This window comes from Lacticaseibacillus zhaodongensis, from assembly GCF_009687905.1.
In the GTDB taxonomy this organism is placed as follows: domain Bacteria; phylum Bacillota; class Bacilli; order Lactobacillales; family Lactobacillaceae; genus Lacticaseibacillus; species Lacticaseibacillus zhaodongensis.
Genome location: NZ_BLBG01000002.1, coordinates 12952 through 37346, shown reverse-complemented (window position 1 = coordinate 37346; position 24395 = coordinate 12952). Strand labels below are relative to the sequence as shown.

24 protein-coding genes and 1 CRISPR repeat array (1 of these 25 running past the window's edge) are annotated in these 24395 nt (G+C 49.3%); of the genes, 11 read left to right on the top strand and 13 right to left on the bottom strand.

Annotated elements, in window-relative coordinates:
- Positions 1-13: 13 nt before the first annotated feature.
- On the top strand, positions 14-1222 hold the full coding sequence (locus tag GN107_RS02700; RefSeq protein ID WP_155286318.1) for an MFS transporter: 1209 nt from the start codon (positions 14-16) through the stop codon (positions 1220-1222).
- A 54-nt stretch (positions 1223-1276) separates the two neighbouring features.
- On the opposite strand, the gene GN107_RS02695 is transcribed toward GN107_RS02700, so the two are convergent.
- Complete coding sequence (locus GN107_RS02695) at positions 1277-1969, bottom strand: aspartate/glutamate racemase family protein (protein ID WP_155286317.1); 693 nt, start codon at positions 1967-1969, stop codon at positions 1277-1279.
- A 67-nt stretch (positions 1970-2036) separates the two neighbouring features.
- Positions 2037-2642 (bottom strand): TetR/AcrR family transcriptional regulator, encoded by a 606-nt coding sequence (locus GN107_RS02690; RefSeq protein WP_196246228.1) that lies wholly within the window; start codon positions 2640-2642, stop codon positions 2037-2039.
- Positions 2643-2864: 222 nt separating this feature from the next.
- Between GN107_RS02690 and GN107_RS02685 the strand changes: the two genes are divergently transcribed.
- Positions 2865-3923 carry an amidohydrolase family protein gene (locus GN107_RS02685; RefSeq protein WP_155286315.1) on the top strand — a complete coding sequence of 353 codons (1059 nt, stop codon included), beginning with the start codon at positions 2865-2867 and terminating at the stop codon, positions 3921-3923.
- Positions 3924-4011: 88 nt separating this feature from the next.
- Here GN107_RS02685 and GN107_RS02680 read toward each other — a convergent pair whose 3' ends face one another.
- The 3 genes from GN107_RS02680 to GN107_RS02670 form a co-directional block, all read right to left on the bottom strand.
- Complete coding sequence (locus GN107_RS02680; RefSeq protein WP_155286314.1) at positions 4012-4698, bottom strand: HAD family hydrolase; 687 nt, start codon at positions 4696-4698, stop codon at positions 4012-4014.
- Between the two features lie 98 nt (positions 4699-4796).
- The gene (locus tag GN107_RS02675; RefSeq protein WP_155286313.1) at positions 4797-5489 is read right to left on the bottom strand and encodes a ribulose-phosphate 3-epimerase; all 693 of its coding nucleotides are present in this window, start codon (positions 5487-5489) and stop codon (positions 4797-4799) included.
- 210 nt (positions 5490-5699) lie between these two features.
- Positions 5700-6719 carry a LacI family DNA-binding transcriptional regulator gene (locus tag GN107_RS02670; protein WP_155286312.1) on the bottom strand — a complete coding sequence of 340 codons (1020 nt, stop codon included), beginning with the start codon at positions 6717-6719 and terminating at the stop codon, positions 5700-5702.
- Between the two features lie 239 nt (positions 6720-6958).
- Between GN107_RS02670 and GN107_RS02665 the strand changes: the two genes are divergently transcribed.
- From GN107_RS02665 to GN107_RS02650, 4 genes are all read left to right on the top strand, one after another.
- The gene (locus GN107_RS02665) at positions 6959-7552 is read left to right on the top strand and encodes an IS607 family transposase (RefSeq protein WP_155286311.1); all 594 of its coding nucleotides are present in this window, start codon (positions 6959-6961) and stop codon (positions 7550-7552) included.
- Between the two features lie 30 nt (positions 7553-7582).
- Positions 7583-8755 (top strand): RNA-guided endonuclease InsQ/TnpB family protein, encoded by a 1173-nt coding sequence (locus GN107_RS02660; protein ID WP_155286310.1) that lies wholly within the window; start codon positions 7583-7585, stop codon positions 8753-8755.
- A gap of 190 nt (positions 8756-8945) precedes the next feature.
- Positions 8946-9791: an NAD(P)H-binding protein gene (locus GN107_RS02655; RefSeq protein WP_155286309.1), complete on the top strand. Its 846-nt coding sequence runs from the start codon at positions 8946-8948 to the stop codon at positions 9789-9791.
- 35 nt (positions 9792-9826) lie between these two features.
- Positions 9827-10267, top strand: coding sequence for an Rrf2 family transcriptional regulator (locus GN107_RS02650; RefSeq protein ID WP_155286308.1), 441 nt, complete (start codon positions 9827-9829; stop codon positions 10265-10267).
- An 89-nt stretch (positions 10268-10356) separates the two neighbouring features.
- Here GN107_RS02650 and GN107_RS02645 read toward each other — a convergent pair whose 3' ends face one another.
- The gene (locus GN107_RS02645; protein ID WP_155286307.1) at positions 10357-11175 is read right to left on the bottom strand and encodes an aldo/keto reductase; all 819 of its coding nucleotides are present in this window, start codon (positions 11173-11175) and stop codon (positions 10357-10359) included.
- Positions 11176-11415: 240 nt separating this feature from the next.
- Between GN107_RS02645 and GN107_RS02640 the strand changes: the two genes are divergently transcribed.
- The 5 genes from GN107_RS02640 to GN107_RS02620 all read left to right on the top strand — a co-directional run bounded on the left by GN107_RS02640 (position 11416) and on the right by GN107_RS02620 (position 15162).
- Positions 11416-12000, top strand: coding sequence for a histidine phosphatase family protein (locus GN107_RS02640; protein WP_155286306.1), 585 nt, complete (start codon positions 11416-11418; stop codon positions 11998-12000).
- A gap of 163 nt (positions 12001-12163) precedes the next feature.
- A complete protein-coding gene (locus GN107_RS11350; RefSeq protein ID WP_230678538.1) occupies positions 12164-12802 on the top strand; it encodes a sunset domain-containing protein in 639 nt (212 codons plus the stop codon).
- Positions 12802-13677 (top strand): DNA/RNA non-specific endonuclease, encoded by an 876-nt coding sequence (locus GN107_RS02630; protein WP_155286305.1) that lies wholly within the window; start codon positions 12802-12804, stop codon positions 13675-13677. Before GN107_RS11350 ends, GN107_RS02630 begins: the two co-directional genes overlap by 1 nt.
- A 100-nt stretch (positions 13678-13777) precedes the next feature.
- Positions 13778-14317: a helix-turn-helix domain-containing protein gene (locus GN107_RS02625; protein ID WP_155286304.1), complete on the top strand. Its 540-nt coding sequence runs from the start codon at positions 13778-13780 to the stop codon at positions 14315-14317.
- Positions 14317-15162, top strand: coding sequence for an IS3 family transposase (locus GN107_RS02620; protein ID WP_196246227.1), 846 nt, complete (start codon positions 14317-14319; stop codon positions 15160-15162). The genes GN107_RS02625 and GN107_RS02620 overlap by 1 nt, the downstream gene beginning before the upstream one ends.
- A 122-nt stretch (positions 15163-15284) precedes the next feature.
- On the opposite strand, the gene GN107_RS02615 is transcribed toward GN107_RS02620, so the two are convergent.
- From GN107_RS02615 to cas4, 7 genes are all read right to left on the bottom strand, one after another.
- Complete coding sequence (locus tag GN107_RS02615; protein WP_155286302.1) at positions 15285-17783, bottom strand: CRISPR-associated endonuclease Cas3''; 2499 nt, start codon at positions 17781-17783, stop codon at positions 15285-15287.
- Complete coding sequence (gene cas7c, locus GN107_RS02610; protein ID WP_155286301.1) at positions 17770-18660, bottom strand: type I-C CRISPR-associated protein Cas7/Csd2; 891 nt, start codon at positions 18658-18660, stop codon at positions 17770-17772. The genes GN107_RS02615 and cas7c overlap by 14 nt, the downstream gene beginning before the upstream one ends.
- Positions 18653-20539 carry a type I-C CRISPR-associated protein Cas8c/Csd1 gene (cas8c, locus tag GN107_RS02605; RefSeq protein ID WP_155286300.1) on the bottom strand — a complete coding sequence of 629 codons (1887 nt, stop codon included), beginning with the start codon at positions 20537-20539 and terminating at the stop codon, positions 18653-18655. The genes cas7c and cas8c overlap by 8 nt, the downstream gene beginning before the upstream one ends.
- Positions 20539-21264, bottom strand: coding sequence for a type I-C CRISPR-associated protein Cas5c (gene cas5c, locus GN107_RS02600; RefSeq protein ID WP_155286299.1), 726 nt, complete (start codon positions 21262-21264; stop codon positions 20539-20541). The genes cas8c and cas5c overlap by 1 nt, the downstream gene beginning before the upstream one ends.
- A 312-nt stretch (positions 21265-21576) precedes the next feature.
- Entirely contained in the window at positions 21577-21867 is a 291-nt protein-coding gene (gene cas2, locus GN107_RS02595) for a CRISPR-associated endonuclease Cas2 (RefSeq protein ID WP_155286298.1), read from the bottom strand.
- Between the two features lie 12 nt (positions 21868-21879).
- Complete coding sequence (cas1c, locus tag GN107_RS02590; RefSeq protein WP_155286297.1) at positions 21880-22908, bottom strand: type I-C CRISPR-associated endonuclease Cas1c; 1029 nt, start codon at positions 22906-22908, stop codon at positions 21880-21882.
- A complete protein-coding gene (gene cas4, locus GN107_RS02585) occupies positions 22905-23558 on the bottom strand; it encodes a CRISPR-associated protein Cas4 (RefSeq protein ID WP_155286296.1) in 654 nt (217 codons plus the stop codon). Before cas4 ends, cas1c begins: the two co-directional genes overlap by 4 nt.
- Positions 23559-23851: 293 nt before the next feature.
- Positions 23852-24395: direct repeats of the CRISPR family, unit length 32 nt; unit sequence GTCACTCCCCACGTGGGAGCGTGAATTGAAAT; it runs 2983 nt beyond the window's last position.

Genomic DNA, 24395 nt, shown 5'->3' with positions numbered 1-24395 from the left:
TTTAATTAACGCTATGAAAAAGAAACGCATTAACTACCAATTAATCTTAAGTCCCTTCATCTCGCAGCTCGGCTCCGCAATCTTCCTACTCGGTTTAAACTGGTTACTGGTCAAGGCCACCGGCGACACCAAGCTGGTCGGCCTCGTGACCGGGATCGGGGGCATCATGTACATCGTCGGCGATGTTGTCGGCGCATCCCTCGTTGATCACCACGACCGCAAGTTGGTGCTCATCGCTTGCGACGCCCTGGCTGCTGCGGCCTGTCTGCTCGGTGCGTGGCTGATCACGCCGGCAAACCCGCAAACCTGGCTGCTGATTTTTGTCACCGCGGTGCTGGATTTGATGACCGCCATCAACTATCCGGCAGCCAAAGCCCTGACACCGGACGTGATTGCCCCAAGCGCATTGCAGAGCTTCAACGCCATTGCCAACACGGCCTTTTCGATGGCCAGCGTCGTGGCACCAATGGTTGGTGGCCTCCTGCTCGCCAGCAAAATGCTTGGGTTCCAAGGCTTCATGCTGGTGAACGCCGGCTCGTACTTTGTTGCGGCCCTCCTGAACGCGTCCATCAAGGCGCCGCGTTTCAAACCGGTGCAGGCAAAATCTCACCTCATCGGCGACACCATCTCCGGCCTCAGCTTCGTCTTCAAAAGTCGGCAGCTGACCGAGCTGATGCTTGCGCTCGGTGCGTACAACTTTTGCGCGTCCGGGTTCCTGCTGACGGCGCCGTTCATCGCCGACCAACGCTTCGCCGGCCAGCCGACCGCTTATTCCAACTTTCTGCTATTATCCGCGGTCGGTGGCATTCTTGGCGGCATTCTGATTGCGACGCAGAAGCGCGCTGTCTCTACGCTGCAGCTCTACCTGGAGCAAATCGTTTTGGCCCTCCTGCTGATTTACCTTGGCTTCCACCTGACCCACCCGTTGTGGCTAGCAATCGCGTTCATCAGCGGTTTCTTTGATTCGCAACTGTTCTCCAGCTTGTCCACGCTGATGCAGGCGGTGACGCCACGGCCAATGCTCGGGCGCGTCATCGGCCTGATTTTCCTGGTGTTCGATGGCGTCGCGCCGCTGAGTAACATGTTCTTCGGCCAGTTCATTCACGCGTGGAATGCGCACACCTACACCGTCCTCGGCGTGCTGCTGATCGTGGTCTTCAGCTGGTTGGCCTGGCAGGCGGTGCGCAACAAGCGGCAACAGCCCCCTGTAACTGATGACTAAACAAAGACCGTTTCGACAGCAACAGCATGTCGAAACGGTCTTTTTGAATTGTATTTAGTCGGCTAGTGCCCGTGCCGCCGCGGCCAGCGCGTGAATCTCCGTGGTATCAAACACCGGCAGCTGTGTATCTTCGGGCTTGACCTGCAGATCCAGTTCGGTGCAGCCCAAGATGATGCCCTGCGCCCCTTGTGCCTGCATCTTCGTAATTTCCTTCAGCAAAATTTGCTTGGACGCCGGCAAAATTTTGCCCGCACACAGTTCATCATAAATAATCTTGTTGACGGTCTCGATGCCGGCCGCATCTGGCAACAGAACATTGATTCCAGCGGCCGCAATCCGGTCCTTGTAGAAGGCCTGCGTCAAGGTGTACTTGGTACCAAGTAAGCCGACGCGCGTGATGTTGGCCTTTTGCAGTTCAGCAATCGTTGCGTCCGCAATGTGCAGCAGCGGCAAGTCAACGGCCGCTTGCAGCTGCGGCGCCACCTTGTGCATCGTGTTGGCGCCGATGATCATGAAGTCCGCACCGGCCGCCTTGAGTGCCTGCGCTTGTTCTGTCAACCACGCCGCGGCCTGATCCCAGTCGCCACGTTCCTGCATAGCCGCCAGTTCGGCGAAATCACCACTAGTAATCACCATTTTGGCTGAGTGCACCCCGCCGAGCTGCTTCTGCACGTATTCATTAATGATGCGGTAATAAGTAACGGTGCTCTCCCAACTCATGCCGCCTAATAAGCCGATTATTTTCATACTGCGCCTTCTTACACTTTTTGCCTAAAGTTTAGCACGATGAACTACTTCAAAACCTGGTACCGGCCTAATCACTGATGCCGAGTAGATCGTAGGGGCTCAAAAACCGCGTCTTCATGATGATTGCACATACTTCAGGGGCTTTGTCCGCTTGGGATGTCTGCATCCAGACCTTAATGATACTGAACAATCCGGAGATGATGAGCTCCCACGCATAGTCTTCAGGGATATACTTCGCCATCGTCAGCTGACCTTTGATGTGGTCAATGCGCACAGCAATCGCCGCGCGCAACATTTGCTTCAGCTGCAGCTCGAAATGCGGATCACCAGTTGGCCCCAGAAGTGCTTTGAACAACTCAAATTCAGCAGCGACTAGGTCCACGATGTCTTTAACGACCGGATACGTGAACACCCCGTTGGCCTTGACCGACTGATACACCATCGTCTCCTGAAAGTCTTCCTGATAGAACCGTTTAACCTGATCGATCAACTCATCCTCATAGTGTTCACGCAGGGCGTATTTATCAACATAGTGAAGATAAAACGTTCCGCGATTGATTCCAGCAGCCTTGCTGATATCACTAACAGAGATTTTCTCAAAAGTCTTTGTCTTCAATAATTCAAGAAAAGCTGTTTTGATGCGTGCTTCTGTCGCCGTGATTTTGTTGACCACTTGCTTTACCACCTCATTGTTAATTTGCACCCATTATTCGCCGCCGAAACAAATAAATCAACGTTGCCTTTATCAAAAACGCATTGTCTGCGGGCATTAGCACTGATTGTTACATTCAAATCAACACTCATCAATTTTTTGATTATTGTTGTTGCCACTGCACCGCCTTAAGCTAAAAGAGAGCTAAACACAGTGTTGATTACAAACAATGGAGGTGTTTTGATGAACGAAATTATTGATGTCCACACGCATTACTTACCCAAAATTTACACAGACGCGCTAGCACGCCATATTGCAGGTGATCCCGATGGCTGGCCGACACCCGCTTGGCAACCTGCAACCACATTAGACTTCATGGCCAAAAACAAAATTGCTTACTCACTGCTGTCACTGTCTTCACCGCATTTCAACTTTGGTGATCGGCAGGAGACCCTTGAAATTGCCAGGCAGGCAAATGCGGACGGCGAGCGACTAGCAATCGAGCACCCGCAGCAGCTGGGCTATCTTGCGTCGCTGCCGCTACCTTACGTGAACGACGCCGTTAGTGAAATTAATTGGGCGTTATCGCACCACGCCCGGGGCTTCACTGTACCGACTAACACCCGCGGGATTTACTTTGGTTCGCCGATTTTCGATGAGGTATACACCCAGCTGAATGCTGCCAAAGCGGTCGTTGCCATGCACCCGAATCAACCAGCCGCTCTGCCAAAGAACGTCAACATTGACATGCCAACGCCGCTAATGGGCTTTTTCATCGATACAACGATGACCTTCATGAACCTGCTTGAATACCATTTCTTTGACCGCTTCCCGGATATCAAGCTGATTGTGCCGCATGCCGGCGCATTCCTGAGTATCCTCGCCGACCGCGATCAAGCATTCGTGAAGCAGCAATACCAAGCTGATATGTATGCTGCGCTACGCCATGTTTACTTTGACACGGCTGGCGCGGTCTTCCCGCGGCAGTTGCCGATGCTACTGACACTTGCTGACGAGGAACACATTCTTTACGGTAGTGACATTCCATACACCGCCACCACACGCTCTAGCCAGTTGCTCAGCGTAATCGTGAACGCGAACGCAAAGCAATCCGGTCAGAAAATGAAGCTGGTCAAAACGGCGCAGCATTTTGACCACTTCTTCAACAAGCACGAGCAGCTCGCCCAAATTCCGACACTGTTAGACATGGTCACCAAAATGACCACCGGCGCGGAGATTCTGACCCCCCAGCTGAAGCAAAAGATTCTGACTGACAACGCCAAGCGACTTTTTAACCTCTGATTTGGCATTAACGGCCGCCAATTACACAATAAAAAAATCGCTGGCAAAAATAGCCCAGCGATTTTTTAATCCACCCGGAACACTAACTCTACAAGCCTTGCAAAAACTCAATATTGAGGAAGTCGTTAACGTCAGTGTAATCACCAATCACGGTCACTAAGCGGTCATCCCCGCGGAGCATTTCCCGATTATCAGAGGTCTGCACGCCGACCGTCCAACCGGCATGGGCCGCTTCGGCCGCCGCAATTCCGGAGCTCGCATCCTCAAACACGATGGTCCGTTCAGCCGGCACATTAATGTTGGCTGCGGCCCGTAAAAAGATGTCTGGCGCGGGCTTGCCCCGCAGCTTGCCATCATTGTAGGCGACCGTGTTGATATCGATCCAGCGGTCCATTCCGAACGCATCAAAGAAAAACTGCACGTTGTCGAACACCGAAGCAGTCGCCACCGTAAACGGAATCCCCGCAGCCTTGAGTGCGGCAAAATATTCCGGGACGCCGGGACGCAAGTGGAAGGTCTCCTTATCCGCGGCGCAGGCGTGCCGGTAGATTTGCTCCTTCTCGTCGCTGAGCTTGGTCAACTCAGTCGCGGTCAGGGGCCGGCCCAAAATGTACTCTAGGGTGTGCTGGTTATTGCGGCCGTGCATGTGCTCTTCGTTTTCAGCACTACTCAGCTCGCGGCCCCGATATTTCAAGGCCATCTGGTTCCACGCGTGCTTTTGAATCTGGGCGTCCTCGTACAAGGTGCCGTTAAAGTCAAAAATTACGCCAATCATTCTTCTGCTCCTCTGTGCATAAGCTGTTATTAACTACTTACACTTAGGATACACGCAATCAAAAACTGTGGCAGAAAACTAAGCAGATTTTGCACAATTTAGCGGGCGCCCGCCAGCAAGTGCTCATTGGCCGCCTGCTCCGCAATCGTCCGCAGCTCCGGCACGATGTCAGTGTACGCGCGGCCCTTGCCGAACAGGGACGAGGTGCCGACGATAAAGCCGTCCACCCCAACTGCGGCGAGTTGCTGAATCCGCGCCGGCGAGATTGCGCCATCGACCAACAGTTTGTAGTTAAACTGCTCCTTCAACTGACCTAGTTCCGTGACTTTTGGGACCGTGTAATCCAGGAATGCTTGACCCGCAAAACCCGGATTGACCGTCATCACTAGCACGTAATCCACCAGCGGCAAAAGGTCCTTAACCTGACTGATGAATAAGGATGGATCAATCGCAATACCAGGCGCGATGCCCAAATCCCGCAGATGCTTGATGGTCTGCACGATGTTTGGCGCCGTGTCGGGGTGCACGTAAACAATGTTCGGTCCGAGCGGCGCAAACATTTCAATGTACGCATCCGGATTCTCCACCATCAAGTGGATGTCCATCGGGGTACTGGTTAGGCTGCGAACGGCCTTGTAGTCCTCAACACCCAGCGCGACGTTCCGCACGTAATGCCCGTCCATGACGTCCATGTGGAAAATATCGACCTTGGCAGCATCTAGCTTAGCGACTTCACCCTTAATGTCGGTGAAGTCCGCACACATTAGTGATGGCGCGATAATTGCACTCATAATTCAGCCCTCGATTCATCATTTTTAGTTGTTACACGGTTTGGGTAAACGTTTACTCATCTACAACTAATATGCTACGATGATTGCGATTACTTGTCAACTTTAATGGTTGTCCACCTCACTATTGCCGCCAAAATCACCGTAATCCTTTACTCACCCTAGAAAAAAACAAGGCCTGCAGATTCACTCCACAGACCTTGCTCTTAACTTCTATGCTGTTCCCCGTTTCACCAAGTGCACAGCAACCAGCTGTTCTGACTCCGCTGGGACGTCAGCCCCCTGAATCGCCGCGACCAAGTATTCACTGACCCGCTGCGCGATTCCGGCCACGTCCTGGTGAACCGTTGTCAGCTCCGGACTACAGTAACGGGCGATGGGTGCGTCATCAAAACCGATAATTTTTAAATCATCCGGCATACTCAGGTCCATGCTGCGGGCCGCAATCAAGGTGTCCGCCGCCAGATTGTCACTGTGGGCAAATACACCAATGGTTCCGGATTGCTTGACCTTTTGTTGCCGCAAAAACGCCCGAATGGCTGTGCGGCGAGAATCAATGTCCGCATCCTGATTTGCAGTCAGGCGCAGGACGCTATCCGGTTCAACCGTCAGCCCATTCTGCTCCAGCGTGTCCTGATAACCCGCCAGTCGGGAACGCGTAGTCGGCGTCGTCCGGGATGGCAAAATGAACAGTGGCTTGGTGCCCGCCTTGATTAACTCCGCGGTCGCTAGCACTGCGCCCGCATAATGGTCGGACGCGATATACATGACATCTTTGCGCGCCGGGCGCCGATCGATGCACACAACCGGAATTTTGCGCGACAACTGGTCGGGGTCAAAATCACTGGAACCAGAAATTACGACGATCCCGTCCACGAGTTTGGACTCGAGCATGCGCAGGTAACTCGCTTCCTTGTCCGGATTACGGGCCGTGTCACAGATAATAGTGGAATAATCAGCGGCAAAAAACTGCGACTCGATTTTCTCGACTAAATCCGAGAAAAAGCTGTTGTTCAGGTCTGGAACGACGATGCCAATAGTGCTCGTCCGCTGCATGCGCAGACCCTTGGCGACCGCATTGGGCTCGTAGCCCTTAGCCCGGATCACTGCCAGCACCCGCTGCCGCGTTTGCTCAGAAAAACGGCCATTATTATTGATGACCCGGGATACGGTTGCTGTGGAGACACCACTCAGTGCGGCAATCTCCTTGATCGAAATCTTTTTCTGCGCCATTATTCCTCGCCTCGCGTTTAAGTTATGTACCCGTTCATTCTAACACCGTGAACTCAATCCCGGTGGTGTGGTAATGACCAAACCCAAAACACTTGTATTTCTTAAAACAGCATGTTACATTAATCAGCACAGGCTTACGAAAAACAACTAAGGAGGAATGAAACTGTAATTGTAAACGTAGAATAAAGTGTAACAATAAGGCATAATGAGAGTGCAATAATTCAGTGGGAGGCACCCTCATGCTCAAACCAAAAGAAATGGCCGCACGGATTGGTGTGACGGTTAAAACTTTGCAGAAATGGGATAAAGATGGTACATTGCCAGCCTTTCGTAATCCTAAAAACAGACGTTACTATACCGAAGAACAGTATCGCACCTACATTGGCGAAACTACGAAAAATGGTCACAAAGTAGTGGCTTACGCACGCGTATCGAATGCCGGGCAGAAAGATGACTTGAAGAAACAAGTTGATTTTTTACGCCAGTATGCCAATGGTAAGGGCGTAATCCTGGATGACGTGATTACGGATGTTGGAAGCGGGTTGAATTATAAGCGTAAACACTGGAACGAATTGCTAGATCAGATAATGGCAAACAATGTCGATACTGTGTATATCACTTATAAGGATCGTTTTGTTCGTTTCGGCTATGACTGGTTTGAACAATTAGCCAATAAGTTCAACACCCAAATTGTGGTGCTGAATAACCCTGATTTATCGCCTCAAGAAGAAATGACGCAGGACTTAATCAGTATCATTCAAGTTTTCAGTTGCCGTATCTCCGGCTTGCGTAAGTACAAACGCAAAATCGAAAACGATAAGGAACTGAAATAGCGTATTCTTCAATATGAGGAGGTGAATTGAATGATTAAAACACACAAAACCAAAATGTATCCTAACGCAGCGATGCGGTTAGCTTTGCAGAATTTGTTCAGCTATCGGCGCTATTGCTACAACCAAGCCCTGGAGGTTTGGAACAACATGTATGACGAATCCGTATTGATGGCAGATAAATCGCTACGACCAAATGAACGCAAAGTGCGTAACGAACTGGTCAATAACAAACAGGATTGGCAATTTGAGCAATCGGCGCGGGTACTGCAGCTAGCGGTTAGTGACCTGGCTAAGGGGTGGCAGAACTATTTCAACCCCCAGATGCCTAACCACGCTCAGCCACGGTTTAAGTCGAAAAAACATTCCAAAAACAGCTTTAAGACTGATCGAGCCAAAACTGTTGCTGGTAAGCTTCGTTTGGACAAGCCGCGTGGAGCGAAGGATTGGTATGACATCCGGCTTGCTGAACGTCCTCGTTGGATTGGTAAGCTAAAGCTTGCCACCATTGTCGAAGAAGCAGATGGGTATTACGTATCCTTGTCAATCGATGTCGATGAGACAGTTGACCAGAAGAATGGGAATCTGGTTACTGCTGTTGACGCCAATGTTGCTCGGTTCGATTACAAGGATGCTAATGGTTACCAATCCGTATCAACGATAAGTGACAAACTGCTCAATCTGTATGGCCGCATCACCAAGTATCAACGATTACTGGCACGTAAGCGTGTTGCTAATCCAACGAATTTCAGGTCAAACAATTACCGCTCAACGAGAGCCAAGTTGAAGCGGGATTACCAAAAGGTTTCCCGAATTCAAGCGGATATTCTGCACAAGTTCACTGCACAATTGGTACGGGATAATGACGTGATTGCCATTGAGGACTTGGACAATCTGCACATGCGAATGAACAAGCATCTAGCGAAGAATCTGCACCGGTCGATGTTTGGTCAGTTTAAGCAGATCATGCAGTATAAGTGCGAGTGGAACGGGGCGAAGCTGGTCATGGCTGACCGACTTTATCCTAGTACGCAGCGTTGTTGTCGTTGTGGCTATATTAAGACCGGTGATGAGAAAGTCGGCTTATCGGGCAACCGGAAGCATCATACTGGTCATAATGAATATGTGTGTTACAAATGTGGCGCGAAGATGCGTCGTGATGAAAATGCCGTAGAGAATCTGATTCAATACGCGCAAGTAAATTAATCATTTTGGGTATGGCTAATACCTTAAAGTTCAAGAGTTGGTCAATGTCATGAAGATGTCTATCGGAGTGGGAATACCAATGTAGACGGGACTAAGTGAAATGCAGAATGTAAATCAAGAAAGGAAATATATAAACCTTTATTGGTGTCAAAGAGACATTCTTCCACATTTTATATAGCAGATAATAATTATGACAACATACGCAGTAACAGGCGCCACCGGCCGTTTTGGCCAGCGTGCAATCAAGTACCTAGCCGCAAAAGTCCCTGCCAGCGACATCGTGGCTTTGGCCCGCAACACTGACAAGGCCAAGAAGCTGCTCCCCACTGACATCACCATCCGCCAGGCTGACTACAACGATGCAGAGCAGTTCACCAAGGCTTTGCAGGGTGTTGACCGTTTGCTCTTCATCTCATCAGTCCCCGGCGGCCCCGTTCCCCGCGCGCAGCAGCATGCCAACGTCTTAGCTGCAGCCGAGCGGGCCGGCGTTTCCTTCATCGCCTACACCAGCTTCCCGCACGCTGATCAGGCCGAAGTTGCCCTGGCCGCGGACCACAAGGCAACGGAAAAGGCCATCGCCGCTTCCGGCATTAAGCACAGCTTCCTGCGCAACAACTGGTACTTAGAAAACGAACTATCCCGTTTGCAAGCGGCCGCAGCCGGTAAGGACTTCCTTTACGCTGCGGGCGATGCAAAAGTTGGCTGGGCACTCGAGCGCGAATACGCTAAGGCCGCAGCGAACGTCCTCGCCGCAACTGACACCAAGGATGTCTACGAGTTCGCCGGCCCAGCCCGCACCTACCGCGAACTGGCGGCTGCAATTGCAGGTGATTTTGAAATCAAGAGCCTCAGTGATGCGGACTACCAGGCGGCACTGATTGCTGGTGGGATGCCGGCTAAGCTTGCCGGGTTCGCTGCTGGCGGCATGCAGCTGATTGCGTCCGGTATTCTGACGGAGGACACAACTGACTTGCCAGACGTGCTGGGCCACGAGCTCACCCCACTGCCAGAAGCAATCCAAGAAGTGCTAAAATAGTTAGCAATACAATTAACTAGTCGAGGTAAGCAAAAGTGCAATATTCTCACAAATTAAGCGACGCAGTCCACATTCTCGCCTACATCCAGATTGGCGCGGGGTGGGACCTGTCGAGCAAAACCATCGCGAACAGTATCGAAGCCAACCCCAGCGTGGTGCGCCGCCTGATGGCACTTTTGGTCAAGGGCGGGCTCCTCACCAGCCACCCTGGTGTCGTCGCGCCGGCACTCGCCCGGCCCGCTACGGACATCAGCTTGCTGGACGTCTACCAGGTGGTTGATAGCAGCGGCCCCCTGCTGCACGTCGATGCCAAAACCAACCCGCAGTGCCCAATCGGTGGCAACATTCAGGACACCCTGGATGAGGTCTACGCTGAGGTGCAAACAGCTGCCGAAGAACGCATGGCTGCGATTTCACTGCAACAGATCATCGATGGCATCGTCGGCCGGGCAAAAGCCAGGAAGATGATGGCCTAAAGCCAAACAAATAAGGATTCCCAATCTATGGCGCTGAAGCATCAGCGCCTGGTTGGGAATCCTTTTTGTTAGCCACATTATTTTCTGAACTACTCTTCGTTCAGGCTGTTCAACTTGGCCATATCTGTATCACTAATAGTGAAGTCCAGCTGCGTGTTGCTCTTCGCGTGTTCTCGGTGCGTAGCTTTTGGCAGTGGCAACAGGCCATTTTGCAGGCAGAACTTGATGCCCAGCTGCGCGATGGATGCGTTGTAGTGCGCTGCAATATCCGTCAAGTCCTTGTCCTGCAGCAGGCGCCCAGTTGCTAACGGTGAGTAGGCCTCAACCAGCAAGCCATTGTCCTGGGCGAACTTGGTAATTGCGTCCTCAGTGTAACCGACGTGGTAACGAATCTGGTCGACCATTGGCTTAACGGTTGCGCCCTCAAAAATGTTCTTCATCTCCGGAACGCCGAAGTTAGAAATCCCGATGGCCTTGGCCCGGCCGCTTTGGTAAATCTCCTCCATCGCCTTCCAGGCTTCCTTGTTGCCTTCGTCGTAGTTACCGCCGCGCTTCGCCCATGGCCATGGTGCGTGGATCAGGTACAGGTCAACGTAATCGAGACCCAGATTCTGCAGCGAAGTCTCGAAGTCCCGCTTCGCGCCCGCGTACGTCTTGGTCTCAGCGGGTAGCTTGGTGGTCACAAAAATCTGATCTCGCGGAATCCCGGAATTGTTGATTGCCGCACCGACGCCGCGTTCGTTGCGGTATACCAGCGCCGTGTCGATGTGCCGGTAGCCCAGTTCCAGAGCGTTAGTCACAGATTCTTCAGCCTGTGCTTGGGGAATCTGCCAGGTGCCAAAGCCAACTTTGGGAATCTTGACCCCGTTTGCTAAGGTGTACGTTTCAGTCAAAATTGATGATGCCATAATGATGCCTCCCTTTTTGATTATTGTAACCGATTACGCTAGCCACTCGGCCCTGCAATATTCAAAATCAGTCCGGAACGGGGGGTTCGAGCCACTATCAGGTAAATGCTAAAAGCTATTTGACTTGTAGTCAGCACAAAGGACTAACATAGAGATAATTAAGCGATTTATAGCCAACTTCTGCGGCCATAATCACAAAATCGGCCTCGTTTTAAGGCCCAGCGAAAGGATTCTCAATTAATGAAAACTCTCTATTTAATGCGGCATGGTGAAACATTGTTCAACGTTCAGCACCGAATCCAAGGAGCGTCGGATTCCCCGCTGACGGCAAACGGCATCGCGCAAGCCAAGGCTGCCAAGGATTTTTACCAACAACGGAACATTCACTTCAACACCGCCGCAGCCTCCACCCAGGAGCGCGCCGTTGACACACTGGAGCTGATCACCGACCAGCCCTACCAGCGCCTCAAGGGCCTCAAGGAGTGGAACTTCGGCGTCTTTGAAGGTCAAAGCGAAACCCTTAACCCCAAGCACCCCGGGGAAGCTAGCTACGGGAACTTTTTTGCAGAGCACGGTTACGGCGGTGAGGCCATGACCCAGGTTCAGGTGCGCATGGTGGCGACCTTAACTGACCTGATGCAACACGCCAAGGGTGACAACGTCCTGGCCGTCAGCCACGGTGGCGCGATGCACGCGTTTCTGCTGCACTACCTCGCCTGGCCGATGACCGGCTACGACATCTACACGGGTAACTGCGCCATTTTGCAGATGAGCTTCGATGGCGAGTTCCACTTCGTCGCCAGCTACAACCCACTGCAAAAGTAATCATCCCCACCGGCTCGCTTCCACCATATAAACCTAGACCGGCAACCGTGCGTATTGTGACAGGCTGCCGGTCTATTTATGTATCAGCAAGCATTTAAAATTGTATATTCATTTTCTTTACCGTAACATTGGTTATGCAAAATCAATCGGAAGGAAACCCACCATGTCATTATTTATGCTCATCGTCGCCGCAGTCGCGACTGCCGGCGCATGGTACCTGTGGCACCGCGGTCACGGCAAGCCGCGCCAGCTCGCACTCATGGCCATAATCATCGCAGTCTTCAGTGTCTTCGGCAGTGCCTGCAGCGCCCGTCCTAGCACCACGCCGCGAGTCATCACCAAGACCCACCTAATCAAAATCGGCACCGCGCGCAAGAACCGCGCCGTCGCCGTTTCCAGCAAGCTTGACGACCAGTTCGCCAAGTTGAGCTCCAAGTCCGAATCATTAAGCAGCGCCTCAAGCAAGTTCGATGCCGCCGCTAGCAGCAAAGCCGCAGCCGCCAGTAGTTCCAGCCGGGCAGCCGCAGCAGCCAGTAGCGCCGCGGCTTCTAGCCAGGCGGCCGCAGCGAGTTCCGAAGCATCAGCTGCAAGTTCCCGGGCTCGCGCCGCAACGACCCACAGCGCACCCACTAACCACGGCAACCTCACCACCGGCGGCCAGGGCAAAATCATCGGCAACGCGAACAGCAAAATCTACCACGTCCCCGGCCAGGCCGGCTACCGCATGAACAGTGCCAACGCCGTGTACTTCAACACCGAGGCTGAGGCCAGAGCTGCCGGCTACAGGAGGTCATTGCGCTAATGTCAAAATTTTGGAAACAACTCCTAGTCGCCACCGCCATCTTCAGTATCGGCGCCACGACCGCCGCGTGCGGCCAGAGCAGTGCCCCGGCGAAGATTAGAGTGGTCAAGAAGTACGACCACAAGCCTGAAGAATCAGCCAAAAAGCTCGAAGTACGGAACGTTAAGCGGCAGCAGAAACTGAACAAGGACACTGCAGCTTTTGAAAAGAAGCAGGCGGCCTTCGCAGACAAGGTTAAGAATGCCCCAGCCACCGTCACTAAAGCTGCACCCAAGCCTGCGCCGCAATCTACCAATCAGCAGCTCGCTGACATGAACTACAGTGGCCAGCAGGAAATCGTCGTCAACGGCAACAAGCCCGGCTTCGGCAGCGCCGACCTCAGTACCGCTAGAGGCGCGTGGGAACAATACAGCGACCTCGACAGCCTCAACCGCGCCGTTGCCGGCAACGCTCTGCTGAACCAGTCGCTGATGCCGACCGAAAAGCGGACGGGCCAAACCTGGGACCCGACCGGCTGGCACAACCGCCGCATCCCCGGTGGCTGGCTCTACAACCGCAGTCACCTCATTGGCTTCCAGCTCACCGGCGAGAACAACAACCCGAAGAACCTGATGACTGGCACCCGTAGCCTGAACAGTCCGCTAATGCTGGCGCACGAAGACGACATCGCCTACTACATCAAGCAGAGTAGCAGTCACTATGTGCGGTATCAGGTGCAGCCAGTTTACCGCGGAAACGAACTCGTTGCCCGCGGCGTGCACATGCGCGCGCAGTCGGTTGGGGATAATAGTGTTAGCTTTAACGTTTATATTTTCAATGTGGAAGATGGGTACACGATTAACTACGCTGATGGAACCAGCAGCGTAGCAAAGTAAGTAAAATATTGCAGCCAAAATTAAACCGCCAGCCTGGACTGATAATTGAAGTGCCCCATAATTGTTAGACAAGCAAGCCTAACGATTGTGGGGTATTTCTATGACCAAATATTCATCCGAATTCAGAATTGAAGTCGTTCAGGCCTATTTATCTGGAAAGCATTCATATCGATATTTAGCTAGCCATTATCAGATACCGAGTATCAGGACAATTCAGGACTGGGTCGCATTAGCTCGTGCTCATGGCTTGGAGTCACTCCAACGTGCAAAACATAAGCATGCTTACTCGTTGGAAGAGAAGCTTGCCGTGGTAGACTATTATCAAACTCACGATGAGGGAGTTGCCAAAGTTGCTGCTCACTTCGCAGTCAATCCGTCGCAAGTGTCAGTCTGGAGTCAAATCTTCAACGCAGCTGGAGCGGCCGGACTGCGCCCTCGTCCCAAAGGGAGAAGGTCTAGCATGACCCAACGAAAACGCCAAGACGACGGTGATAAACTGACGTCAAACGAAAAGGATAAGTTGGTCCAAGAAAATATGCGTCTTCGCAAGGAACTTTATCAGACGCAAATGGAACGGGATATTCTAAAAAAATTGAGGGCCGTATCGAAGAACAAACAGCGGCCGCAAAAGCGGCAGTAGTGGATACGCTACGGTCTCAATATCCACTCAAAGCGTTGCTTGAAGCGACGCATTTGCCTCGTGCAACGTTCTATGATCGACTGCACCGAAACCATAAACCAGACAAATATGCGGATTTAAAAGCCTTTATCTCAAAGAGCTTTCGAGATTCTCACGAGATTTATGGTTACCGTAGAATCTATAAACTCGCCCAGAAGGCACATTACAAAGTGTCACCTAATACGGTGCTTAGACTGATGGGAATGCTTGGCCTGGCGGTCACCATCTATTCACGGCATACCAGTGGCTATCATTCATACAAAGGTCATGTTGGAACTGTGAACGATAACCTGCTGCACCAACAGTTCAATGCGACTAAACCAAATACGGTTTTCCATACTGACGTGACGCAAGTCAAGCTACTAAATCATTCTTGGGGTTATATCTCCGCCATTATTGACGAAGCCAGCCGTGAAGTGATTACGGTTATTGTTTCGTCCCACGCCGATAAGGCACAGCTGAGGCTTACGATTGATGACTTTGCTCTGAAATACCCATCGGATACTATGGCAATAATGCACTCGGACCAAGGGTGGCAATATCAAATGATGGAATACCAGACTGCGATGTGGGAACTCGGCGTCGTCCCAAGTATGTCTCGCAAGGGAAATTGTCACGACAACGCGCCAATAGAAAGCTTCTTCAGCTTGATGAAGCGTGAATGCCTGTACCGGCACGTCATTCATGATTTAGATGAGCTGAAGGAGCTCGTGATTAGCTATGTTAATTGGTACAACACAGAGAGAATTTCTTTAAACAAAAATGGCCTGACCCCGGTGGAGTACCGAGAACAGGCCACAGCCTAGTTGCTATTAAATTGTCTAACTTTTTTGTTGCACTTCAGTTCCGGGCTAACGGCTTTTCATACGTATTTTCGATAATTTCTTAGACTTTAACACTGACGTACAAGTAAAAGTTTCATCAGATACTACAACATTATATTTTCCAGTCGGCCATCTCCGCCCAGGCCGAAGTCATCACTGTAGACTCCTTCTTTAGCAACGTATACGTGAAAATTATCCAAGTAATCCGCTGCATACTCTTCCAATTGCCTCTTACCGGATGGACCCTTCGCATACAATTGCACTGTGAACTTTTGAGCTTCACGTAACAGTTCCGAAGTCTCATCAAAATCAGTGTTCCCTGCCTCTAATTTCGCTACGATTTCCTCGCTGCGTTTATTGCCTGGCCATTGAACGATAATGGACACAGTATCGGAAGCAATCGGTTCAAAGTTTTCAGCAACCGTTTGAATAGCTGCACTGAAATTCTGCACCTTAACTGGAGCTTTAGACTTGCGAAGCTTTTTGCAATAAGCACTCATACTGTCTTCATTTGGAAAATGCCATAAATGAGTTATTGGATCATGGATTGAGGCAAATAATTTTAGTAATGACTTTTTACGATTGAGCCCCCTGACAGTACATGGATAATTGAGATTGGAGTTAATGCGTGTAAACAAATTTCGGAAATACTCATGGATAATTTTGCTAGAGAGAAAATCTGCATCCGGATGGGTGTGTGCGAGCTCTTTCGTTATTTGACCGCCGATACTGATATCTGGAAGGCTGGTCAATCTTTCAACATTTCCATCCATGTTAAACGTATAAACGTGGCCCATCGGCAACTCGTGATTACGATTGCACCGTCCAGCTGCTTGAACAATTGAATCTAAACCAGCACACGATCTGAACACAGACTCAAAGCTCAGATCAACCCCCGCCTCAATTAGTTTGGTTGAGAAGACGATTACTTTTCCTTTCTTCTGCCGCGCAAGTTTGAGCTGCTCATTAATCGTAGCAAACTTTTCCTGTCGATGCTCGGCACACATTGCCGTCGATAAGTGAAACTTGCTAATTTTAGGGACATCAAAAGCTGTGTACGCCTCTTTAACAGCACGCTTTGTATTTAAAACTACCAATACGCTGTTAACTGATTTCAGCTCCGATTCGCATCGTGTCACCAAATCGGCAGTCGTCCAAGTTTCCGATAATAGGTTGACTATATCTACACGCTTGAATGCTAGCTCTACATCTGGCAAATCTGAAACAATTTCTTTTGCCGGCAGGAGCGGTACAGATAAAATATCCTCTTCTAGTGCAGGCTTGGTGGCCGTACAAAGTAGCCCGGTCGTCCCGCCAGCAGTCGTTAACCAGTTGATTGCAGTGTTTGACATTCCCACACACTTAAATGGCATGCTTTGAATCTCATCGAAAACAAGCACGCTCTTAACGAGACGGTGCATGTGTCGCAGGTTACGACTTCCCGAGCCGAACAGTGCGTTCAGGTACGCGACTTGGGTTGTAAAGATTATTGGTGCGTCCCATGTATCTCGTGCATAGTGATAACGATCATCCGAAAATTCGTCGTTTTTTTCGGACTTATCATCTTCATATGTGACCGTGGAATGATATTCCAATACGGTGGCAAAATCATTATCCGTTAATCCCAGCACGTGCCGAACGCTAGCTGCGTTCTGCTCAATTACGGTAGTGAATGGAACAATATAAACTATCCGGTTCAATCCCTTTTTAACGGCACGTCGTAAGCCAAACCGCAAACTAGCCAGTGTCTTACCACCACCCGTTGGCACACTCATGCTTAGCAACTGCTCATCACCGTCCGCAGCCGCGTAACTTTCCGCTGACATTTTGTCTCGCAAGGCATTTAACTGCCCGTTAGCACCATCTGGTTGTTTCACATTTGCAGCCCGCTGTCTGCGCACAGATTCTTCATTGCGAGCATTCAGTTCCGCTATCGTAATTACCGCATCTGATTCATTTCGTTCGGAGCCATTCATGAAATCAGCCGTCTTGAGATGATCGGCATCAACCAAGCAACTGGCAATGTATCGTTCATAAAAGCTCTGATTTTTAAAAATTTCTTTCGTACCCACTGTATTCAGTTCAGCGACTGCGGCACGATAATACCGTAAAAAATCATTGAGACCAAAATCTGCAAAAAAACGCTCGTAAACCTCGCCCGGCCATTCCGGAATAACCTTATTCATCCGCTCAATGAATAAAGGCTCTCCAGTTGGCGCCGCCGCAAGAAAATCGTTGGGGCCACCAGGATTATGATGAGCCATAATTACGTTTCCGAGCAATTCAAGCAGTAGAAACTTGTTACCGTCTGTACTCTTATCATGCTCATTGATAAATTTTTCTAGGATTCGCGCACCAGCAAAAGCGTGGTTCACTGAACCACGCTTACCATTATCTTTATTAATATAATCTTGAAATTGATCTGAATATTTGCCTGCATCATGCAGCCACCCAGCTAACCCCGTTACATGGGACAGTCTCATGTCTTCGCCAAAGCTTGCAGCAAGATCTCGGACTTCAACCAGATGATCAACAACTGATTGCCAGCGGATATCACCCTCAGCATCAACCACTTTATGAGCAATAAATTTAGAACCCGTCAATTTCCTCTACCTGCAATCCGTCAACATGTGGATCATTAACTTGCACATTTACTTGGCTGAAGTGACGTGCATCATCTGGGAATGCCACCGTCGTTGCTTCGTGGACTTTGTATGGCGCAAGCTTGCCCAGCTTAGTGCTGTGTGTCCACCAAATCAACTTTAATACCGCCATTGAACCGTCAGGGCGGGCTGCTGATTCGTCGTTTACAAACAATGTCAACAGAGCCTGTTTCAAATTCTCTGCGTCATCATCAGTAAAGCCAGTCCGGTCCGCTTGCTCCGTATTAATACTTCCGTTGCAGACATATACGTTGAACGGTACTACCGACTTGGTACCCATCGTGTCGGAACCCTTACCCTCAACAGTTTCAAGATTGATTGACTTGGTGATCTGACTTTCCTTAATAGTAACGGGTTTAACAGACTCAGCGGTTTGAATAGTGACTGGCCCGCGTAGAGAGACCGAAACACCATCCAAACCATCCTTCAACTTCTTATCGCCAAATGGCATAACCTGCCCAAATGCGCGGACATCAATCCAAGCTTTTGATGCAGCAGCAATTAGCTCGTGCTTCCAATCAGGCGTCTTCTTCGGATCCTTATGCAGAATTTCTGCAACCTCAGGACTCTTCTTTAAGCGATCACGAATGCTCATGATTCCATCCGTTACTCGCTCTTCCATTGGAATCAGGATTGGCAGACCGTTATCCTGCCAACGATTACGAATCTTCCGCTTGATTGAAACATCGCTCATTTCACCATAACCATTCACGTCTACGCGGGGACGATTGCCATCCAATGGATCACCGTTTGGGTTTGCGTTGTTAACCCCAATAACAACTGTAAAATCAATTTTGTGATCAAGCACCTTAGTCATTATTCTTCTCCTTTTCGGCTGTCTTAGCTACTGCAGCTACCTGTTGCTCCTTGATTTCATCAGCGAATCCGGCCACAAATGCGTATGACACCGGTTTGTCGATATCCTTGTCCTGCCAGTTAATTTTCTCCTCAACTGCTTGCATTTGGGTTAAATACCAATTACGGGTACCCTCAGATAAACGACGAAGGTAACTAGTCATCAATGTCCGCTTAATATACAACCAACCTGTTGCTGGTGACTGAGTGAAGTTACCGTAATAACGTAGCGCGGTTGTCATCCGACCGGAAACAGCATCATTCTTCGCTCGTTGAATGCGTAAAGAACGTGCCTCCATCCGGTCTGCTAAAGCGAGTAATTCCCCAAACAAATACGAACGGTCTTGCTTTAATTCATTCTCTATCATCGAATTCTCCTTAATAGCCCGATAGTTGGCCAAGGCCGAAAAAGTGTAAACATCATTCCACCAGCGCTGACTGTCAAAACCACCGTCAGTTTTCTTGTAGCTGTTAGGCCGAATTACGTGTCGAAAAGCCGCTTGATAAATATCAGCTTGGATTGGTTGGCCACTAACCATAGAAGACATCAAATTCATAGTCGCTCGCTTTGCCATCGTGTTAAACCTTGATGAATTAACACCAACTCGGTATGCAAGCTGGATAACCTGTTTAAAAGTGGGCGTCTTTTTAACAATCTGATTACCACTAAAGCGCTCAGTAACTGCGTATTTAGCCCAATTCAAAACATTAGCCTTAAGGGACGACCCATCAATGTGTTGATAATAGACTACCGCCATCCGTCCGGTGGTTGCAGCATCAAAGGCAGCAACGGTTACTGTCTCATCCTCATCAATTTTGTTTGCTAAGCCCTGCAGACTTTCACGAAACTGGCTGAAAATTGTCCGAGCATTGTCAGCACCGGTCTGTTTGGGTAGATCAAATTCATCCTGCAACCCCAGACTGTTCAAGCTGCTGAACAATAAGTTCAAAGAATCCGCTCCGGCATCTTCCTGACCATTAGTCCCCCAAAATACGAAGGCACGATTATCCACATAGGTTGCTTGTCGTTTAACTAGCCATTGCAAAGTGTGAATTGCTTTTTGAGCTGTCACATAACCCAGCTGGTAAAACTCATCACCCAAAAACAGTCCGCGGTAGGTATACGCTGAATTGTCATTAGCAGAAATCAGCTTGGCACTATTATCAGACTTGCTGACGCCCCCTTCAACCGAGTTCGTCAAGAGCATGTGCTCACCCGTTACATAGTCCGTACCGAAATTAGCATTCTCATCTTCCTTAGCTGTGGATAGAAAATGTTGTGTCCACGCCTCAAATAGCTCCCTGCTTCGATACAGCTGCTCGCCGCCAACGACAAACCGTACATACCATTCGCCTTGCTTAATTTTGGTTTGTGCAGATTTGTCAGTGATACTTTGCAATAAATCAGCAAACAAGCTATTTTTTTCCACGTACATCAACACCACAGCTATTTCTGGCGGCGTTTTATCGGCATTGACCCACGATTTAAGCTCATCAAGGTAAAGCTGGTGCTTCTCAACGGCCTTTTCCTTCTTTTTGCCAGTCGGCTGGCTATCCGCAAAATCACCAGCAACATAACAAATCTTGTCTTCCAAAGGATACGCCGCCGCTTTACTGGTTCGATTTACCGAAGCTGGTGTTGCCGGAATAATCGTTACCAGTTCATCTTTTGCGAGTTGTCGTGCAGTCTCAAATTCACCGTCTTTGCTGAGACTGATTTCAACCTGAACATTCATTTCAGTATGCGCAATGGGCACAAGCGCCAGATTGCTTTCATCAAATTGTCCCACCTTGCTGGAATTTTCATCATAGACATTTACTAACTCAGAAAATAGGCTCACTAGGACTCATCTCCATCCGTTTCGGAATATAATTGATCAACAGGCTGCGTCAGTTTCGGTTTATCATAAGGCTGTAAAGCCACATCCCGAATCTTTTGCTCAGTCTGACAGTCATCCGGGTCAGGAAAACTAATTATTCCGTCAGTCATCTTTGCATCCCAGAACTTAGCAGATAGTTTATTATCTGCATGCTCGTCTGGATAATGGTATGCCAGGAACATCTGACCTAGGTCAATCGTTCCAGTGTTATCAAACACGCTTGTTCCTTCGCCAAAACCTGCAGGCCGCACATATGCCTGACATTCTCGTGTTCCCAGAAAAATATCACGCCGTCCCCCTACCTTAAGCGACCGTTGAAAAATTGAGACATGCTTTTTAACATTGCGGTCCGCCTCAAGGTCATCGCGCTGCATGTTCCACTCAAAATGGCAGGCAATCTGATACGCTGGATTAACTAAGTACTGATAGTATGCTAAAGAGTTCTTGTTGACTGCAAAATTCTTATCCAGTGGTCGCATACCCTTTGCCTCCGTTACAAACGGATGAAGCACGCGTACACGGTCGATTTTCCAAACGAGCGTCGGCTTCCAATACACACTCGATACCACGCCAACTAAGGCTTGATAGGTTGGAACAGAGTAGCTACTCTTCTCTGATCGGAAGAGGGGGTCGCAGAATAATGCGTTGCGGCCATATACTTCGAACTCAAAATTATTGTTGTACATCCAAACACCTTCTTTCTACTCTAACTACCCTAATGTCTAAAATCATCTTGCTAAAGAGAGAAGGTCCGAAGTTAGCCTTCAGCCTTCTCTCAATATACACGTCCATCAGTAACTAAAAAATACCATTTTCTACGCATATTGCAAGCAAAAGTGTTCAACCCGCAACATTCTTTAAATATACAAATCATTTTGACTTTCTAGTAAATCTATTGCTACGATAATAACTGTAACTTCACGGCAGCTTGTCGTGCGAATTGAAATTCTCACTATACTCGCAACACGCATAAACCAATCTACTAACCTAGATTGGTTTTACATAATTATCGGCTTGCCAACATCGATTATCGATTTGACGCCGATGTGCTCGATTTTTGACTGATAGTTCTTACCAAGCCTGTAAAAACGTAGACTATCTCGCTCGGGGTCAATCACCTTAGTCAGGCGGTCCTTGAGTTCCAAATAATGAAGTTGATCGACAACGCACTCAAACAACGAAAACTGAACACGCTGTCCGTATTCAGTACATATCTTGGCGACTCTTCGTAATCGCTTGGCTCCATCGTTCTCGCTCAGTGCTACATCATACCCAACAACAATCATCATTGCTGTTCAACCTCACTTCCACATAAACGGTGGGTACTCGTCTAAGTCTTTGCGCAAATACCGTGCTAGTAGTAGTGCCTGAATGTATGGCACCAATCCCCAAGCCACTTTTTCCTTCAAGAAAGGGTGCGTGATTTTTTCTTGCTTGGCGGTTTGCCACTGTGTCAAGAACAGCTTACGTCCAACGTCCGTCATCAACACCGCACCATTCTCCTGAATTTTGAAATGATTTGGCTTAGCAATTCGCTTATTAATTAGCTTAATTACAAATCTGTCGACCATCACGCTACGCATTTCTTCCATCAGGTCCATTGCTAACGATTCCCGTCCCGGTCGGTCTTGGTGCATAAACCCGATATATGGGTCAAGTCCAACCATCGCAAGCGCAGAATCACATTCATGCTCCAACAACGAATAGCCAAGCGACAACATTGCGTTTGTTCTGTCTAGCGGTGGGCGACGACTACGTACCGTAAACGTAAATGCTGGTGAATCATTCAAGATAAAATTGTTAAACTGGGCAAAATAATCATGCGCCGCTTGACCTTCAATTCCCCGTAATGTCTCCAAGCTCGTAGCTGCTCTAACTTCGGTGATTGTATCCCTTAAGTTAGCCGACAGAGTTCTAAAAGCTCCGTTTGCCCGGCCTTTGTGCTCGCGAATTGACCGTTCAATCATCCACCGTTGATTAAACAGCTTGCCTGTAATAAAATCTTGAGCGATGAACAAGGCAATATGCGCATCATCAGCATCTCGATACTGTTGCTTGCGCAAAACCAGATTTCCATCCACGGTTCCCGTGATTCTCCCTAAGAATTGACCTTCAGGGTTCATAAACGTCAGACCAATATTGTTACGCAGACATTCGCTGATCAACGCGGGACTGGCTCCAGATCTGCCAAAAGTGACGATATCCTCGAGATTAATTAATGGAACCATGCCTACATCTTCGTAATTACGCGAAACGGCTACGTTTTTACCTTTCAAATGTAAATAAGAATCATCTTCGTTGACATACAAGGTGTTTAGCAGCTTTCTCATTCATGAAGCCTTCTCTCAATATATCTGCTGGCTTTACCGCCATTAAAAATGTCTGGTGGCACAATATCATCAAGGGAGGATGTTTTCTCTTCATCTTGTTTTGTCACTGGCGGGGTATATTCATCAAGCAGGTATTTGTGCATTCGTTCTACCGTTGCTTGCAACTCGCTCAGTAATTCCGGGGTTACCTCCACATGCACTCGCCGCTTCGTTTTAAAATAAAATAAGTCACCCGCAATCTGGGTGCAATCAAGCATTTCTTCAAGGCAGACAATATATGCCACAAGTTGCAGCTTGTCAGAATGATCAAGTTTTGCTTTGCCACGTTTATATTCCACAACATTGGGGGTATACTTACCTCGATGCCCAGAAATTTTAACTCCATCTTCAGAGGGCCGCCATTCCACCACATCACAAATTCCATACAACCCCAAACGTAGTGATTTTACCGGCAGCGACCTTGAGACAATCAATTCCGGCCGGTTTTCTTTTATGAATGGATCATCGGCACGACTATGTAATTTTTGGCCAGAGTATGTCTGGAAGTTCTCCCTCCACAACTGTTCAACGTGAATCAGGGCCCACTGCCGTTCACTATAAATAAAATGTTGAATTCCGGATATCATGAGCAGATCATCTTCAGAATACATATGAGCCATCTCCAACCATAGAAAGCGTTTTCTGCATCTGCTAATAGTTTGCTCTGGTTACTACAACTTATCAAGATGAATCCTTCAATTATTGTAAATGCTGTGTTTCAATCTTGGTCTGAACACTGCGGCTTTCAGGTGCGAACCCCTAGTAATCATAAAATCACTGGGGATTCGCACCTGTTTTAGCTTTTTTTCTTGCTTGGTTAGGACAAATCAGGCTACAATAATGATGATTTATAGTACCAGCCACAACATATGGCCTAGCGAATGCTGCTGGGGTATATATTGCGGTCACTCCCCACGTGGGAGCGTGAATTGAAATTCCTCGGTGCCGGCCTGATGATTGCGGCTGTGGGTCACTCCCCACGTGGGAGCGTGAATTGAAATAAGTAATACTTCTGCGCGGTCGTGCAGGCTTTAGCGTCACTCCCCACGTGGGAGCGTGAATTGAAATAGGCCGAATTGCTCCATGATGCTGGCACTGGCTTGCAGTCACTCCCCACGTGGGAGCGTGAATTGAAATGTATCGGCGGCCAAGACGTGCCCGCTGAATTGGCGTCACTCCCCACGTGGGAGCGTGAATTGAAATATGGGCTAGGCCTGCGTTTTGGCTGCGGCGTCGACGTCACTCCCCACGTGGGAGCGTGAATTGAAATCCGCCATCCGTTTAGCTCACTTCACCCCCTGAGGTCACTCCCCACGTGGGAGCGTGAATTGAAATGGTAGCGGCCTCTCCGCCGTCAGCATTTTGACCGCGTCACTCCCCACGTGGGAGCGTGAATTGAAATTAGGGTCCAGCGCCCATACTGCTTAAAGAGCTTGTCACTCCCCACG

Excerpts from the sequence above, each read along its gene's own strand:
- GN107_RS02700 (WP_155286318.1), top strand. The coding sequence starts at position 14 with ATGAAAAAGAAACGCATTAACTACCAATTAATCTTAAGTCCCTTCATC.
- GN107_RS02695 (WP_155286317.1), bottom strand. The coding sequence starts at position 1,969 with ATGAAAATAATCGGCTTATTAGGCGGCATGAGTTGGGAGAGCACCGTT.
- GN107_RS02685 (WP_155286315.1), top strand. The coding sequence starts at position 2,865 with ATGAACGAAATTATTGATGTCCACACGCATTACTTACCCAAAATTTAC.
- GN107_RS02680 (WP_155286314.1), bottom strand. The coding sequence starts at position 4,698 with ATGATTGGCGTAATTTTTGACTTTAACGGCACCTTGTACGAGGACGCC.
- GN107_RS02675 (WP_155286313.1), bottom strand. The coding sequence starts at position 5,489 with ATGAGTGCAATTATCGCGCCATCACTAATGTGTGCGGACTTCACCGAC.
- GN107_RS02670 (WP_155286312.1), bottom strand. The coding sequence starts at position 6,719 with ATGGCGCAGAAAAAGATTTCGATCAAGGAGATTGCCGCACTGAGTGGT.
- GN107_RS02665 (WP_155286311.1), top strand. The coding sequence starts at position 6,959 with ATGCTCAAACCAAAAGAAATGGCCGCACGGATTGGTGTGACGGTTAAA.
- GN107_RS02660 (WP_155286310.1), top strand. The coding sequence starts at position 7,583 with ATGATTAAAACACACAAAACCAAAATGTATCCTAACGCAGCGATGCGG.
- GN107_RS02655 (WP_155286309.1), top strand. The coding sequence starts at position 8,946 with ATGACAACATACGCAGTAACAGGCGCCACCGGCCGTTTTGGCCAGCGT.
- GN107_RS02645 (WP_155286307.1), bottom strand. The coding sequence starts at position 11,175 with ATGGCATCATCAATTTTGACTGAAACGTACACCTTAGCAAACGGGGTC.
- GN107_RS02640 (WP_155286306.1), top strand. The coding sequence starts at position 11,416 with ATGAAAACTCTCTATTTAATGCGGCATGGTGAAACATTGTTCAACGTT.
- GN107_RS11350 (WP_230678538.1), top strand. The coding sequence starts at position 12,164 with ATGTCATTATTTATGCTCATCGTCGCCGCAGTCGCGACTGCCGGCGCA.
- GN107_RS02630 (WP_155286305.1), top strand. The coding sequence starts at position 12,802 with ATGTCAAAATTTTGGAAACAACTCCTAGTCGCCACCGCCATCTTCAGT.
- GN107_RS02625 (WP_155286304.1), top strand. The coding sequence starts at position 13,778 with ATGACCAAATATTCATCCGAATTCAGAATTGAAGTCGTTCAGGCCTAT.
- cas7c (WP_155286301.1), bottom strand. The coding sequence starts at position 18,660 with ATGACTAAGGTGCTTGATCACAAAATTGATTTTACAGTTGTTATTGGG.
- cas5c (WP_155286299.1), bottom strand. The coding sequence starts at position 21,264 with ATGTACAACAATAATTTTGAGTTCGAAGTATATGGCCGCAACGCATTA.
- cas2 (WP_155286298.1), bottom strand. The coding sequence starts at position 21,867 with ATGATGATTGTTGTTGGGTATGATGTAGCACTGAGCGAGAACGATGGA.
- cas1c (WP_155286297.1), bottom strand. The coding sequence starts at position 22,908 with ATGAGAAAGCTGCTAAACACCTTGTATGTCAACGAAGATGATTCTTAT.
- cas4 (WP_155286296.1), bottom strand. The coding sequence starts at position 23,558 with ATGTATTCTGAAGATGATCTGCTCATGATATCCGGAATTCAACATTTT.